Below are 15603 nucleotides of genomic sequence, written 5' to 3'. Positions count from 1 at the left end.
AAAATCGGGTGACCCGGCCGGGGTGGGGTGGCATCCTGCCCGCATGCAACTCGAGATCGCCCCGGTCGGGGACCGGCTGGACCTCTATGACGAACTCGCCGGAGGCTGGCCCGAGTTCATGACCAAGGATCCGACCGGTGGCCTCTACTACCGGTATTTCGACCAGTTCTGGCCCGCGTTCTCGCTGCTCGCGGTGGACAAGGAGACCGGCCGGGCGGTCGCGAAGGCGCACGCGGTGCCGTTCGCCTATGACGGCGATCCGGCCGAGGGGCTGCCCGAGGGCGGCTGGGACTGGGTGATCCGCCAGGCCCTCCACGACCGTCTCGACGGCACGAAACCCACCATGGTCTCGGCCCTGGAGATCAACATCCGGCCCGATCTGCGCGGGTCCGGCCTCTCCGGCCTGATGCTCACGGCGATGCGCGACAACGCGGCCGAGCACGGCTTCACCGATCTCGTCGCGCCGGTCCGGCCCAGCGGCAAGCACGCTCAGATCAGACAACCCATCGATGCGTACGCCTACGCGACCCGTGACGACGGCCTGCCCGTCGACCCGTGGCTGCGAGTCCATGTGCGGGCCGGGGCGAAGATCGTCAACGTGGCGCACTACAGCATGACCTACGCCGGGACGCTGGAGCAGTGGCGATCCTGGACCGGGCTGGCCTTCGACGCCACCGGGCCGGTCGACGTGCCGGGCGCCCTGTCCCCGATCCACTGCGACGTGGAGCAGGACCATGCCGTCTACGTCGAGCCCAACGTCTGGGTCCACCACCGCATCTGACCGCCCCACCCGCCCCGCACCCCGCCACCCACTCGAGCACGTCATCCCGCCCGGCGTTTTCGCCCCGCCCGGCGTTTTCGTCCCGTCCGGCGTTTTCGTCCCGCCCACCCGGCGTGCTGACCGGCTCGACCACCCGCCCGGCGTGCTGTCCCGGTCGGTCACACCGGCCAGGCGCACCGTGGCCGGGTCGGCCTCAAATCCGGCTGGCTATCAGAGCAGTCTCGATGCGCTTGAGACAGCACCTGAAAGCCAGCCGGACCCGGTGGCCGGTGCGGCGCCAGCCGCCCGGGTCGGATCGTGCGGCGCCAGCTGCCCGGTCGGGTTGTTTCGGTGCGTTTGGAGTAGTTCTGGTTTCAGCTGGAGCTGGTGGCGGGTGCGGCGCTGGCGGCCCGGGTCGGATCGTGCGGTGTGTAGCCGCCCGGTCGGGCTGTTTCGATGCGCCTGGACCAGCCCTGGGTTCCAGCTGGAGCCAATGGCCCGTGCGGCGCTGGCCGCCCGGGTCGGACCGTGCGGCGTCAAGCCGCCCGGTCAGGCTGTTCCGATGCGCCTGGACCAGCCCTGGGTTCCAGCTGGAGCCAATGGCCCGTGCGGCGCTAGCGGCCCGGGTCGGACCGTGCGGCGTCAAGCCGCCCGGTCAGGCTGTTCCGTTGCGCCTGGACCAGCCCTGGGATCCAGCTGGAGCCAATGACCCGTGCGGCGCCAGCCGCCCGGGTCGGACCGTGCGGCGCTAGCCGCCCGGTCAGGCTGGGCCACCGATCAAAGCCCGGCGGGGCCTCGCGGGCTGGACCCCGCGGGCGCTCGCGGGGCGCCGCGGGACTGTTTCTCTGTGGTTGGGGCGGGGTGGCCCGTACCGGAGAGGGTTGGTTTTCATCGGGCGGTGATGCGGACGATGTCGCCGGGGACCACCGAGAGAAGGACCACGGCGCGGCCGTTGTTGACCGCGATCGCGACCCGGTCCGCGGAGTCGGCGAAGACGAGCAGCTCGCCCACATTGACGTCGGCGAAGGTCGCGCCGCGGCGGGCCCGGACGCCGCCGTTGACCATGAGTTCCGGGCCGAGGCCGGAGAGGGCGGAGCCTTCGGCGGCCAGTTGGACGTTGCCGAACCGGTCGACTGTCAGGACCTCGGCCTCGATCCAGCCGTCGCCGACGGTGACCACCGGATCGGGCAGGCGGGCGAGGCCGGACGGGTCCACCGCGGGGCCGGCCTCCGCGGGGTCGGCGCCCGCCGCCAGCCGGGCGGCGGCCGGGGCGAAGAGATCCCGGCCGTGGAAGGTGCGGGAGACGTCGCCGAGCATCCAGTCCTTGTTGTCCAGCTCATAGGCCGCGGTGATGCCGCCGAGCGCCTCGGCGGCCCAGATGAGCAGGCCGTTGTCCGGGCCGACGAGCAGACCGTTCGGCGTGACGAGGACCACACCGCGCCGGGCCGTGCCGACGCCCGGGTCGACGACCGCGAGGTGCACCGAGGGCGGCAGGTAGGGCGCGGTCTGCGCCAGGACCGCGGCGCCCCGGCTGACATCGGCGGGCGGGACGTGATGAGTGACGTCGATCACTCTGGTGTCGGGGGAGACGCGGGCGATCGATCCATGGCAGGCGGCGACGAAGCCGTCAAAAGTGCCGTAATCGGTCGTGAAGCTGATCCATCCATAACCGCCCATGGTGGTCAACGTTACTGCCTGTCGTTGTCCGAAGTGGGGTGGGCGCGCCGGAATGTCGTGGCAGTGTTGATCTATGCGTCTCGTGATCTTCACCGAACCCCAGCAGGGCGCGTCCCACGACGATCTCCTGCGGGTCGCCAAAGCCGCCGAGGACGGCGGATACGACGGGTTCTTCCGCTCCGACCACTACCTCAAGATGGGCGATGTGCCCGGTCTGCCCGGTCCCACCGACGCGTGGATCACGCTCGCGGCCCTGGCCGTACAGACCTCCCGCATCCGGCTCGGCACCCTGGTCAGCTCGGCCACCTTCCGCCTGCCCGGCCCGCTGGCGATCGCGGTCGCCCAGGTGGACGCGATGAGCGGTGGCCGCGTCGAGTTCGGCCTCGGTGGGGGCTGGTTCGAGGCGGAACACCGGGCGTACGGCATCCCCTTCCCCACGGTCGGCGAACGCTTCGACCGGCTCGAGGAGCAGCTCGAGATCATCACCGGGCTGTGGGGGACGCCGGCCGGCGCCGCCTACGACTTCGACGGCAAGCACTACCAGATCAGCGGTTCTCCGGCGCTGCCCAAGCCGGTGCAGTCACCCCGGGTGCCGGTCATCGTCGGCGGTCACGGCAAGAAGCGCACCCCGTACCTGGCGGCCCGGTACGCCACCGAGTTCAACGTCCCGTTCTCCAAGATCTCGGACATCCCGGCCCAGTACGCGCGGGTCCGCGCCGCCGCCGAGGCCCTCGGCCGGACCGAGCCGCTCACCTACTCGGCCGCCGCGGTCCTCTGCGTCGGGCGTGACGACGCCGAGGTCCGCCGCCGGGCCGCCGCGATCGGCCGCGAGGTCGACGAGATGCGCGAGAACGGCGGCATCGTCGGCACCCCCGCCGAGGCGGTCGAAACCATCGGCCGGTACGCGGAGGCGGGCGCCTCTCGCCTGTTCCTGCAGGTGCTGGACCTGTCCGACCTCGATCATATCGACCTGGTGGCGTCCGAGGTCTCCGCGCGGCTCTGACCCGGTCGCGTTTCGCGGCCGCCCGCCGCGGGGCGCCGGGCGGCCGTTCCTTGCTTGCGGCGGTGGACGGTTGGCCGTCCCGTCCCGTCCCGTCCCGTCCCGTGCCGTGCTGGGCGGCCGTTCCCTCTCGCGGCGTCAGGCGCGTAGCCGGAGGCCGCGTGGGGTCACGCGGAAACCGGCCGCGGTCAAGGCATCCCGCAGTGGGGAGGCGTGGACCGGCTCGCCGTCGGCGCGTTCCACCGACAGCGCGCCCAGGGCGCCGGAGCGCACCGCGCCGGCCAAGCCCTGGGCGGCCCTGGCCAGCGCCTCCGTGTCGTCGGTGAAGGACAGCAGGGTCCGGCCGCCGCGTTCGACGTAGAGGATCAGGTCTCCGCCGACCGTGACGACCAGGGCACCCGCTTTCCGGCCGGCGCGGTGGCCGGCTTTGGCGACCGGGTCGCCGTCGCCGCTGTCGATGACCCGCTCCGGCCAGGGCAGCGCCGCCCCGAACGGATTGGCGGGATCGGTGGCCGCCAGCACCACGGCGGACGCGACGGCTCGGCGGTCCTGCTCGGCCGGCTCGCTCAGGGCCCGTAGCCGGTCCACCGCGCCGGGCACCGCGAACTGGGCCGCCCCCAGGCCCTCGACGAAATAGCCCCGCCGGGCCGCCCCGCGCTCCTCCAGCGCCGCCAGCACCGGGTAGACCGCCGCGAAACCGCCGCTCACCCCCTCGGCCATGGCCGCGCCCCGGGTCACCACGCCGTGCCGCTCCAGCAGCAGGTCGGCGACGGCCGCCGCACGCCGGGTCGGGTCGAGATCCCGCTCCGGCAGCCGGGACCAGCGACCCGCCATGTTCGGCGGCCCACCCCGGGCGGGCAGACGTGGCCGGCCCGGCCGTCCATACCTGGTCCGGGCGGGCGCCGCCTTCGCCCGATGGGCTCCGCTGCCACCGAGCAGCGCCCGCAGCGGGGCGAACGTGTCGTTGGTCAGGTGACCCGCCCACACTAGATCCCACACCGCCGCCGAGAGCTCGGCGTCGTCGGTCGCACCGACCCGGTCGGCGAGGGACCGGAAGAACATCGCCTGCCCGTCACCGAGCGCGTCGAGCACCGCTTGATGCAGCGGGGTCGCCGCGAAGTCCTCATCGGGTGGTGGCAGCAGCAGCGGAGCGCTCTCCGCATAGGCCAGCGTGACCCAGCCGTCGCCCCCGGCGATCGAACCGGACCCGGCCCACACCACCTCACCGGCCCCGCACAACTCGTCCAGCAGCGGTGGCGCGTAGCCGGAGACCCGGGCCGGCAACACCAGACGCTCCCATGCCGACGCCGGCACCGCGACGCCCTGCACCTGCTCGATGGCGGCGGCCAGCGCGTCCACGCCCCGGCCCGACCCGCCCACCTGCTGCCACCTCGGCAGGAAGGAGGCGAGCACCCGCGGCGGGACCGGCTCGATCTCCCGGCGCAGCGCCGCCAGCGAGCGCCGCCGCAGCATCCGGAGCACCTCGGCGTCGCACCACTCGCTGCCCGCGCCGCCCGGCGAGAACTCGCCCGAGGTGACCCGGCCGGCCGCACCGAGCCGCTTGAGCGCCTGCTCCACGACGAAGACACCGAGACCGAACCGGGCCGCGCAGGTGGCCGCCGCGAACGGCCCGTGCGTCCGTGCGAACCGTGCGACCAGATCGCCGAGCGGGTCGGCCACCGGTTCCAGGTACGCCTCCGGAACACCGACCGGCAAAGCCACTCCCAGCGCGTCGCGGTAGCGGCCGGCGTCGTCGATGCCGATCCAGCGCTCCTCGCCGGCCACCCGCACCCGGATCGCCCGCCGGGTCACGGCCAGTTGCTCCAGCCACTCCTCCGGAACGCCGCGCACGGCCAGCTCGGCGGGCGCCAGGTCGCCGAGGAGCCGCAGCAACTCGGCCGCGTCCTCGGCGTCACGTGGGGTGCGCTGGGTGGTCAGCCACTGCAACTGGGCCTCGGTCTCGGCGACCACCTCCGGATCCAGCAGCTCCCGCAGGTCGACCCGGCCGAGCAGCTCGCCCAGCAGGGTCGAGTCGAGGGTGAGCGCGGCGGCACGGCGCTCGGCCAGTGGGGCGTCCCCCTCGTACAGGAAGGCGCCGACGTAGCCGAAGAGCAACGACCGGGCGAACGGCGACGGCCGCGCCGTCTCCGCCTCGACGAGCCGGACCTTGCGCCCGGAGATCTCCCGCATCAGACCGACCAGGCCCGGTACGTCGAACACGTCCTGCAGGCACTCGCGGGCCGCCTCCAGGGTCACCGGGAAGTCGGCGAACTCACGGGCCACGTCGAGCAGCTGCGCGGAACGCTGCCGTTGCTGCCAGAGCGGCTGCCGGCGGCGCGGATCGCGGCGGGGCAGCAGCAGCGACCGGGCCGCGCACTCCCGGAACCGGGACGCGAACAGCGCCGACGTGCCGACCGACTCCTCGACGATCTGCGCGATCTCCTCCGGGTCGAAGGCGACCAGGTCGATGCCGGGCGGCTCGTCGGCGGTGTCCGGCAGGCGCACCACGATGCCGTCGTCGGAGGGCATCACCTGGCCGTCCACCCCGAACCGCTCGCTGAGCCGGCGCCCGATCGCCAGTGCCCACGGCGCGTTCACCCGGGCGCCCAGCACACAGTGCACGGTCATCCGCCAGTCACCCAGCTCGTCGCGGAACCGCTCCACCACCACGGTCCGGTCGTCCGGCAGATGGCGGGTCGCCTCACGTTGCTCGCGCAGGTACGCGATCAGGTTGCCGGCCGCCCACTCGTCCAGACCCGAGTCGCGCAGCTCGGTGGTGGCCCTGTCGTCGCCGGACCGGGTCAGCGCGCGCAGCCGGGCGCCGATGGCCCGGCCCAGCTCGATCGGCCGGCCGGGGGAGTCGCCCTTCCAGAACGGCATCCGGGCGGGCGCTCCGGGCGCCGGCGAGACGAGCACCCGGTCCGGTGTGATGTCCTCGATCCGCCAGGACGTCGAGCCGAGCAGGAAGACGTCGCCGACGCGAGACTCGTACACCATCTCCTCGTCCAGCTCGCCGACGCGGGAAGCGCGCTCCGATCCGGCCAGGAAGACCCCGAAGGTGCCCCGGTCGGGGATCGTGCCGCCGCTGGTCACGGCCAGGCGCTGGGCGCCGGGACGCCCGGTGAGCTGATCGGTGGTGCGATCCCACACCAGGCGGGGGCGCAGCTCGGCGAAAGCGGTCGAGGGATACCGCCCGGAGAGCATGTCGAGCACCGCGTGCAGGGCCGACGACGGCAGCTCGGCGAACGGCGCGGCCCGCCGCACCAGCGTGGCGAGGTCGTCGACCTGCCACTCGTCGAGCGCGACCATGGCCACGATCTGCTGGGCGAGCACGTCGAGCGGGTTGCGCGGGCAGCGCAGCTCCTCGATCGCGCCGGCGCCCATCCGCTCCGCCACCACCGCACAGGACAGCAGGTCGCCGCGGTGTTTCGGGAAGACCACACCGCGGGAGACGGCGCCCACCTGGTGGCCGGCACGGCCGATGCGCTGCAGGCCGGCCGCGACCGACGGCGGCGCCTCGATCTGCACCACCAGATCCACCGCGCCCATGTCGATGCCCAGCTCCAGGCTGGATGTCGCGACCACGGCCGGGAGCTGCCCGGACTTGAGCGCCTCCTCGATCTGTTTGCGCTCCTCACGGGAGACGCTGCCGTGATGGGCGCGGGCGACGACCGGTGGCGCGCCGCGCGTGCCGCCGGCCTGAGCCATGATCTCCGCCGGCATCCGCGAGCCGGGAGGCGCCTGTGCGGAAGCCGGATCGGCGCGCTCGGCGGCCAGCTCGTTGAGCCGGGCGCAGAGCCGCTCCGAGCCGCGCCGCGAGTTGGTGAACACGATCGTCGACCGGTGCGCCTCGATCAGGTCGAGAACCCGCTCCTCGACGGCCGGCCAGATCGACGGCGTGTGCCGGCTGCCGCCCGGCTCGTCCGGATCCGGATCGGGCATCTCGTCGAGACGGGTCATGTCCTCCACCGGGACCTCGACCAGCACCTCGATCGTCTTGGCGCTGCGCGGCTGGACGACCTCCACATCCTGGGCGCCGCCGAGGAACCGGGCCGTCTCGTCGATCGGGCGCACCGTGGCGGACAGGCCGATCCGCTGGGCCGGGCGGTCGAGAAGCGCGTCCAGCCGCTCCAGGGAGAGGGCCAGATGTGCGCCGCGCTTGGTGGCGGCGACCGCGTGCACCTCGTCGATGATCACCGTCTGCACGCCGCGCAGCGACTCCCGTGCCGCCGAGGTGAGCAGCAGGAACAGCGACTCGGGCGTGGTGATCAGGATGTCCGGCGGGGTTCGTGTGAAGCCACGCCGCTCGTCTGCCGGAGTGTCGCCCGTCCGCATCCCGACGGTGATCTCCGGAGGCGGCAGCCCCAGCCGCCCGGCCGCCTGACGGATCCCGGTGAGCGGGGCGCGCAGGTTGCGCTCGACATCGACGGCCAGCGCCTTCAACGGGCTCACATAGAGCACCCGGCATCGCTGCCGGGGCTGCTCGGGGACCGGCTCACGGGCCAGCCGGTCGAGCGACCAGAGGAAGGCGGCCAACGTCTTGCCGGACCCGGTCGGCGCGACCACCAGGGCGTTGCGCCCCGCGCCGATCGCCCGCCACGCCCCGGCCTGAGCGGCGGTGGGCGCGGCGAAGGCGGCCGTGAACCACTCCCGGGTGGACGGACCGAACCTTTCCAGCACCTCTCGCACGCCTCACATCCTGCCCCGGGGGTACGACAGAAAACCGTCCGCCGAGGCACCGGGCGCGTTTCGAGGCGTCTCGTTCCCGTGGAAACCGCACGCGGGGGCCGGGTGATCGTCGTTCCTTGGGCGGTCTGTGGCTGATTATCCTGATACCCGACTTGATGGGTGGGTGCCGATGGCGGTCAGGCAGATGCTTGTCGCCGGCCGGTACCGTCTCCTGGAGCCGGTCGGCGCCGGTGGCATGGGGCGGGTCTGGCTGGCCCGGGACGAGATGCTCCACCGCGAGGTAGCCGTCAAGGAGATCGTTCCGCCGGACTGGATGACCGGTGCCGAACAGGATCGTCTGCGTGCTCGGACCCTGCGTGAGGCGCGGAGCGCGGCGCGGCTCAACCACCCCCACGTGGTCCGGATCTACGACGTCGTGCACGCCGAAGGGCTGTCCTGGATCGTCATGGAGTACGTCCAGTCCCGGTCGCTCCAACAGGTGCTTCACGAGGAAGGGCCGTACCAGCCGGCGGCCGCCGCGCGGATCGGCCTGGCCGTCCTGGACGCCCTCGCCGCGGCGCACCGGGCCGGGGTGCTGCACCGCGACGTGAAACCGCACAACGTACTCATCGGGACTGACGGACGGGTCGTGTTGACCGATTTCGGTCTCGCGACCTTCGTCGACGACGGGTCCGTGACCGCCCCCGGCCTGATCGTGGGTTCGCCCCAGTACGTGTCGCCGGAACGGGCGCGCGACGGCGCCTCCACCGTCGAATCGGATCTGTGGTCACTGGGCGCGACCCTGTACGCGGCCGTCGAAGGGCGGTCACCTTACGCCCGTGAGACCGCGATGGCGACCCTCGCGGCGCTCGCCACGGAACCGCCGGATCCGCCGGTCCGGGCCGGCCCGCTGGCCTCGGTGCTCGACGGCCTCCTCCGATACGAGCCGGCCACCCGCCTGACGGTTCCGGAGGTCGAGCGGCGGCTGCGCATGATCGTGTTCGAGGACCCGTCGGAGAAGATCCCGTTCCTGCCCGGGCAGCGTGACGGCCGGCGGGCCCGCGAGACGGGATCCCCGCACGCGGCCGGGGCTCCGGCGCGGCCGCACCGGGGGACGGCCTCGGTGGCCGGACTCTCGCCTCCACCCGCGTCTCCGGCGGCCGCCGCGCCGGAGACGGGGACGCACAGCCGGCCGAGCCCCTCGGCCGCGCCGGAGACGGGGACGCACAGCCGGCCGAGCCCCTCGGTCGATCCGGTGCGGAGAGCCGCAGGCGCCGCCCCGGTCCCGCCCACCGGCGGTGAGCCGTCGACGGGCGGCGCGGGGAGGCCGCCAGTCGGGCCGTCACCGCAGGTTGTGGTGAAGCGGACATCCGAGCCGTCTTCGCCGAGCCCACCCACCGCGGTTCCGCGGGCCGCCGGTGGGTCCGCCGCCGGGGGTCCTGGGCCATCCGCCACCTACCGGGCCGGGCCGGTGCCGGGTCCCTCGGCGGGCAGAGGACATCCGCCCCCGTCGGCGGAGGATGTTCGCGATGTGCCGCGCACTCCCGGCACCCGTCAGGACGACGCGCCGCGTCCCGCGACACCGGCTCCAGCGGAACCGAACGCCGAGCCCTCAGGGATCGGCCCGTCGACCGAAGGCCCGGCCGAGGCCGCGGTTGTGTCAGGTGCCCGGTCTGATCTCATCGTGGGGAACCCTTCCGGATCGCCGGGCCGCGCGCCCGGTCCGGATGATCCGCCCCTTTCCCGCGACGAGCCGTCCTCGGCGTCGTCTCGCGCGGTGGCCCCTGAGCCGGGCCCGTCCCGGGCGGCCGGCCCGTCCCCGGGGTCAGATCCTCCCGCGGCGGCCACGGGCAGGCCGGGAACGACCGCGCACGCTCCGGAGGCGGGCCGGGACGACGGTCCCGCATCCGGCATGACAGGCACGAAACTGGAGCTCTGGCAGCCGACAGCGCCGTCCGGTCCGCCGGACGCCGGGGTGCGCATCCCGGGCGAACGTCCCGCCGGCGAACCGGTCAACCGTCAGGCCACGGACCCACCGCCGTCCGAGCCGGCGGAGCCGAAGACCTCCCGGCTCCCGCCCGCCGCCGGCACGGCCGTCGTCCGCGCGGCCTCGGGCGACACGACGAGCCGGACGTCAAACCCGAAACCCACCCGATCGGTACGGGTGAAGCGGACCCGGATCACCGTCACCGCTCTCGTCATGCTGGCGCTCGGCGGCAGTGTGTTCGCGGGTTACGTGGCCGACCGCGATGATCCCCGCCCCCAGGTCTTCCTCCCGTCCCCCTCGTCCATGACGGAGTCGCTGGTGACGACCACGCCGTTACCCACCGTCCCGGTGCCGCCCGCCGAAGTTCCGATCTCCCCGGTCTCGCCGGTTCCTCGGAGCTCCCAGCCTCCCCAGGTCTCCTCGCCCGAGCCCGGCGGCTCACCGGCTGACTCCGAGCCGGCCACCGTGGTCCCTTCCACGGCGGCGAGTTCGCCACAGCGGGGAGCCTTCGCCTCCGCCCCCTGTGACGCGTCACCGCCGACGGGCCTCCCGGCGACTCCGCGGAAGGGCGCGACCCGAGGCGTCAACGGATGGACCCTGCCCTCCGGCTGGTCCTACTTCACCGACGGATCCGGCTTTCACGTCGCCGTCCCCGACGACTGGACCTACCAGCGAATCGGTACGACCTACTGTTTCCGGAACTCCCGGAACTCCAGGGTGCTGAGCCTCGACACCGGCCGAGACCCCGCCGCCGACCCGGTCCAGGCGTTACAGGCCGAGGAGGCCCGCCTGGCCGGACCGGGTGGGCTGCCCGGCTACACGAGAGTGCGGATCGAAGCGGTGGCCCTGCTGCACCGGGCTGCCGATTGGGAGTACCGCTACCGAACCCGGGACGGCGCCGCCCGGCACGCCATCGTCCGATGGTTCGTGGTCGACGGTCGGGCCTTCGCGCTGGGCTGGACCACCGCGGAGAAGACGTGGACCGCGGACCTCGGCAAGCTCCAGATGGTCCGCGGCACCTTCTACGCGGCGGGCGCCACCCGCCGTCCGGCCCCGAGCCCTTCCTGATCGTGGGGCGTCTCAGCCCACGCTGGCCGTGGCGAGTTTGATCCCGAATCCCACGAACAGCGTGCCCACCGCGGTGGTCGCTCCGGTGGCCAGCCGCCGTCGTTCCCGGAACTGCCCGGCGAGGTAGCGGCCCCCGAAGATCAGGGCGGACAGGTAGAGCGCGCTGAAGAACTGCACGACCGTGCCGAGAACCAGGAACGACAGCTCCGGATGCGGATAGCCGGGCTGAACGAACTGGATGAAGAACGACACGAAGAACAGGATCGCCTTGGGGTTGAGCAGGCTGATCACGGCGGCCCGCCGGAACGGCCGCTGCATCCCGGCCGGTGGCTCGCCGGTCGGTGCGGGGGCCGGCACGGCACGGTCGCGCCACCGCCGCCAGGCGCTGCGGATGATGTTGAGGCCGACCCAGGACAGGTACGCCGCTCCCGCGTACTTCAGCACGAGGAACAGGGCCGGGTAGGCGGCGATCAGGGAGGCGACGCCGGTCGCCGAGAGGATCATGAGCACCGCGTCGCCCAGGAACACGCCACACGCGGCCTGGTAGCCGGCGCGGACGCCGCGCTGGGCTCCCACCGAGAGCACGAAGATCGAGTTCGGGCCGGGCAGGAGGATGATGGCCACCACGCCCAGCACGTACGTCCAGAAATCAGTGATGCCGAGCATCGGTCAACCTTTCTCGCCGGAGCGCTCCGGAGTATCGCTGATGGGACTCATCCGCCGGCCAGCCGGTCCCTGAGGCGCCGGGCCGCGGCCGGCCACTCGTCCACCGTCATGGCGAACAGCACGGTGTCCCGCCAGCTGCCGTCGGGCCGCTTGCGCTGACGACGGATCACCCCGTCACGGCTGGCGCCCAGCCGTGCGATCGCCTGCTGGGACCGCTCGTTGCGAACGTCCGTATACCAGAACACGCGTTCGGCGCCGAGCACGTCGAACGCCCGCTCCAGCAGCAGCAGCTTCGCCTCGGTGTTGACCCCGGTCCGCCACCACTTCCGTCCGAGCATGGTGTGACCGATGCCGAGGGCCCGCAGATTCGTGTCGATGTCGTGGTAGGTCGTCATGCCCATCACCGCGCCCGTGGCCGGGTCGACCTGCGCCCAACCGGAACGCTGGCCCAGCCACTGGCCGCGCAGCACACCCGCGACATCCTCGGCCAGATCCTCCGCCGTGCGCGGCCGGGGGAAGGGGATGTGCCGCCAGACCTCCTCGTCGTCCAGCGCCTCGAACAGGCGCTCCACATGGCCGGGCGTGAGGGGCTCGAGCCGCACGTGCCGGCCCTCCAGCACGACCGGGGTCTGCCACTCCGACGGGGAACCCGGAAGATACGCCGGCGGGGCGGCCGCGACGCCCGGCTCCGTCACCGGAGGACCGGCCACCGTCCGCAGCGGCAGGATCCCCGCCCAGTGCGGCAGGTCCAGGTCCTCCGGGTCGTCCACGGCGCCGGCGGCCCGGATCCGCACCGACACCTCGACGAGCGGGAGCGCCAGCACGGTCGTCTGAGCGAGCTCCTGGCGGGTGGGTGGCCGACTGTCCCGGGAGCGGCCGTCACCGACCTTGTCGGCCAGGGCGGACAGCACACGCAGCTTCTCGGCGTCGTCGGTGACCGGCCGGGCGGTCCCGAGAGCGACCACGGAACGGTAGTTGGCGCTGTGGTTGAACTGCGACCGGGCGTAGACCAGCGCGTCCAGCAGGGTCACGGTCACGCACACCGGGACGCCGTCGCCACGGGCCGCCAGGCCGATCCGCGAGCCGGTGGAGCCGTGCAGGTAGAGGGTGTCCCCGAGGCGGACGTGCAGGTTGGGCAGCACCCGGGGCTCACCGTCGACCACGAAACCGACCGCGCAGTCGAACGCCTCGTCGAGAATGGCGTGGGCCGTGTCGCGCTCGTAGTGCATCCGCTTCCGGGTGCGTGTGGCCGTCGTACGAGAAGTGGGGGTGTAGAGGTCGGTCATGATGGCCTCCCCGGCTGTTCCGCTTGCGAATGACCTTGTACTAGTACAGACTGCTTGCTGTGTCAGCACAGTATCAGGTCAGCGGTGACAGCGCCGCCGAGATTTCGGCCAGCATCGAGGCGGGCATCGTCCGGGGCGACTGGATCGCCGGGGCGGCGCTGCCGTCGGTCCGGGTCCTCGCCGGCTCTCTGCACGTCAGCCCGGCCACCGTGGCCAAGGCCTATCAGGAGCTGCGCCAGCGCGGCGTGATCGAGACCGAGGGGCGGCGCGGCACCCGCGTCCGTTCCCGGCCGGCCGTCGCGGTGACGCGAGCGGCTCTGCGTACGCCGGCTCCGCCGGGCCTGCGCGATCTCTCCACCGGAGAGCCGGATCCGCATCTGCTGCCGCCCTTGGCTCCGGCGATCGCCGCGCTCGCGGCGCGGCCCGGCCCGCCGCAGGGGTATGCGTCCGCGGTGACCATGCCGGAGCTGGCCGACGCCGCCCGGCCCCGCCTGCTGGACGAGGGAGTTCCCGTCTCCGGCGCGGTGATCGTGGTCACCTCGGGAGCGCTCGACTCGATCGAGCGGGTTCTCACCGCTCACCTTCGACCAGGCGACGGCGTCGCGGTCGAGGATCCCGGGTGGGCCGCCCTGATCGACCTGGTGGCCGCCCTGGGCCTGCGCGCGGTGCCGTTCGCGGTCGACGCCGAGGGGCCCGACCCGGAAGCGCTGGCCGCAGCGTTGCGATCGGGCGCCCGGGCCGTCGTGATCACCGTCCGCGCGCAGAATCCGACCGGCGCCGCGGTCGGAGCCGAGCGGGCCGCCCGGCTCCGGGAGTTGCTGGCCGGCCATCCGGGCGTCGTCGTCATCGAGGATGACCACGCGGCCGAGCTGGCCGAGCGTCAGCCGCACTGCATCGGTCCGGTGACCGGCTCCTGGGCGTTCGTCCGGTCCGCCTCCAAGCCCTTCGGGCCGGACCTGCGCATCGCCGTGCTCGCCGGCGACGAGACGACCGCGGCCCGGGTGGCCGGCCGCATGCGGATCGGCATGGGCTGGGTGTCGACCGTCCTGCAGCGGCTCCTGCTCCGGCTCTGGCGGGACGAGGAGACCACCGAGCTGGTCGCGCACGCCGCGAGGACGTACGCGGAACGCCGCCGCTCACTCCGGGCGGCGCTCCGGGCGGAGGGCGTCGAGGCCTTCGGCGAGACCGGTATCAACGTCTGGGTTCCGGTGCCCGACGAGACCCGGGCGGTCGCGGCGCTCCGCGATCGGGGGTACGCGGTGGCGCCCGGCGCCCTCTTCCGGATGGGCTCCCCACCGGGGATCCGCATCACGATCAGCACACTCGAGCCGGCGGAGGCGACCGACCTGGCCGGAGCGGTGGCGGCCGCGGTCAACCCGGCGGGCGTGGTTCCGCCGATGAGGTGAGGTCTGGCGCGGGAAGGGGGAGTGCCGTCATCCGGACGGGTCGGGGCGGTGGGAATTTTGTCGGTGGCTGCGGGTAGAACGGTGCAATGCCATGGACGGAGGCGCCGGTCGGCGCGCAGCGATGGGTGCCGCCGCACCCCCGGAGCATCGACGAGCTGAAGTCGGCCGCGGCGGACTGTCAGGGCTGCGAGCTCCACCAGAACGCGACCCAGACCGTGTTCGGGCGCGGGGCGCCGCACGCGAAGATCGTCTTCGTCGGCGAGCAGCCCGGCGACATCGAGGACCGGCAGGGGCTGCCGTTCGTGGGGCCGGCGGGCCGGCTGCTGCGGGAGGCGGTCGACGACGCCGGCATCGACCCGGCCGATCTCTACATCACGAATGCGGTGAAGCACTTCAGGTTCGAGCCGCGCGGCACCCGGCGGATCCACCAGAACCCGGGGCCCGCCCACATCACCGCCTGCCGTCCGTGGCTGGTCTCGGAGTTCGCGCTGCTCAAGCCGGAGCTCGTGGTCATCCTGGGCGCCACCGCGGGCAAGGCGCTGCTCGGCCCGTCGTTCCGGGTGACCCGGTCACGTGGGCAGCTGATGCCATGGCCGGCGTCGGCCCAGCACCCCGAGGACTTCCCGGTGGCCGAGATCCAGGCGCTGGCCACGATCCACCCCTCGGCGGTGCTGCGTGCGGATGATCGCGAGACGGCGTACCGGGGACTGGTCGACGACCTCCGGGTCGCGGCCGCGGCGGTCGCCTGACGGGTCGGCGGCCCGTTCGTGGGTAACCTTTCACGGTGCGCCTGACAGATTTCTGGGAACGCCTGGAGCAGAGTTTCGGGTCCGCCTACGCCCACAGCATCGCGGCGGATCACGCCTTCACGGAGCTGGGCGGCCGGACCATCGACACGGCCATCGCTCAGGGTGTCGAAACGGCTACCATCTGGCGCGCGGTGGTCGCCGCGTACCCCGATCGGGTGCCCGCGCGGCTACGCTGAGCTGCTTTCGTACGTCTGTTCGGCGGTTCTCTCGATCCTCGTACAGGTGTTCGGCTATTGTCCACAGCGGCTCGGTCATCCACAGCACACGACAGGGCGG

Annotated in this window: 10 protein-coding genes; 6 read left to right on the top strand and 4 right to left on the bottom strand. The window is 73.1% G+C overall.

The genetic code is table 11. The annotated features are described in order from the left end of the window. The first annotated feature begins 43 nt into the window (after positions 1–43). Complete coding sequence (locus tag J5X75_RS01155) at positions 44–781, top strand: N-acetyltransferase (protein WP_208465256.1); 738 nt, start codon at positions 44–46, stop codon at positions 779–781. 867 nt (positions 782–1648) lie between these two features. Here the strand turns inward: J5X75_RS01155 and J5X75_RS01150 are convergent. Further along, on the bottom strand, positions 1649–2437 hold the full coding sequence (locus tag J5X75_RS01150) for an SAM hydrolase/SAM-dependent halogenase family protein (protein WP_208465255.1): 789 nt from the start codon (positions 2435–2437) through the stop codon (positions 1649–1651). 73 nt (positions 2438–2510) lie between these two features. Here J5X75_RS01150 and J5X75_RS01145 point away from each other — a divergent pair, with 73 nt between their 5' ends. Then, a complete protein-coding gene (locus J5X75_RS01145) occupies positions 2511–3440 on the top strand; it encodes an LLM class F420-dependent oxidoreductase (RefSeq protein WP_208465254.1) in 930 nt (309 codons plus the stop codon). 135 nt (positions 3441–3575) lie between these two features. Here the strand turns inward: J5X75_RS01145 and J5X75_RS01140 are convergent, their stop codons facing one another. Next, complete coding sequence (locus tag J5X75_RS01140; RefSeq protein ID WP_443607006.1) at positions 3576–8126, bottom strand: ATP-dependent helicase; 4551 nt, start codon at positions 8124–8126, stop codon at positions 3576–3578. 169 nt (positions 8127–8295) lie between these two features. On the opposite strand from J5X75_RS01140, the gene J5X75_RS43845 reads away from it, so the two are divergent. Further along, complete coding sequence (locus J5X75_RS43845; RefSeq protein WP_238487110.1) at positions 8296–11160, top strand: serine/threonine-protein kinase; 2865 nt, start codon at positions 8296–8298, stop codon at positions 11158–11160. 12 nt (positions 11161–11172) lie between these two features. Here the strand turns inward: J5X75_RS43845 and leuE are convergent, their stop codons facing one another. Both leuE and J5X75_RS01125 read right to left on the bottom strand, forming a co-directional pair. Continuing rightward, entirely contained in the window at positions 11173–11826 is a 654-nt protein-coding gene (leuE, locus tag J5X75_RS01130) for a leucine efflux protein LeuE (protein ID WP_208465253.1), read from the bottom strand. A 47-nt stretch (positions 11827–11873) separates the two neighbouring features. Next, on the bottom strand, positions 11874–13112 hold the full coding sequence (locus tag J5X75_RS01125; RefSeq protein ID WP_208465252.1) for a bifunctional pyridoxamine 5'-phosphate oxidase family protein/GNAT family N-acetyltransferase: 1239 nt from the start codon (positions 13110–13112) through the stop codon (positions 11874–11876). Positions 13113–13171: 59 nt separating this feature from the next. On the opposite strand from J5X75_RS01125, the gene J5X75_RS01120 reads away from it, so the two are divergent. The 3 genes from J5X75_RS01120 (at position 13172) to J5X75_RS01110 (ending at position 15503) form a co-directional block, all read left to right on the top strand. Further along, complete coding sequence (locus tag J5X75_RS01120) at positions 13172–14518, top strand: aminotransferase class I/II-fold pyridoxal phosphate-dependent enzyme (RefSeq protein ID WP_208465250.1); 1347 nt, start codon at positions 13172–13174, stop codon at positions 14516–14518. An 86-nt stretch (positions 14519–14604) separates the two neighbouring features. Continuing rightward, complete coding sequence (locus tag J5X75_RS01115; protein ID WP_208465249.1) at positions 14605–15267, top strand: UdgX family uracil-DNA binding protein; 663 nt, start codon at positions 14605–14607, stop codon at positions 15265–15267. A gap of 35 nt (positions 15268–15302) precedes the next feature. Further along, on the top strand, positions 15303–15503 hold the full coding sequence (locus J5X75_RS01110; RefSeq protein WP_208465247.1) for a DUF3046 domain-containing protein: 201 nt from the start codon (positions 15303–15305) through the stop codon (positions 15501–15503). The last annotated feature ends 100 nt before the right edge of the window (positions 15504–15603 follow it).

This window comes from Actinoplanes flavus, assembly GCF_017592555.1.
GTDB lineage: Bacteria > Actinomycetota > Actinomycetes > Mycobacteriales > Micromonosporaceae > Actinoplanes > Actinoplanes flavus.
Note: the sequence above shows the minus strand (reverse complement) of the source record. Positions and strands in the feature narration are given on the sequence as shown.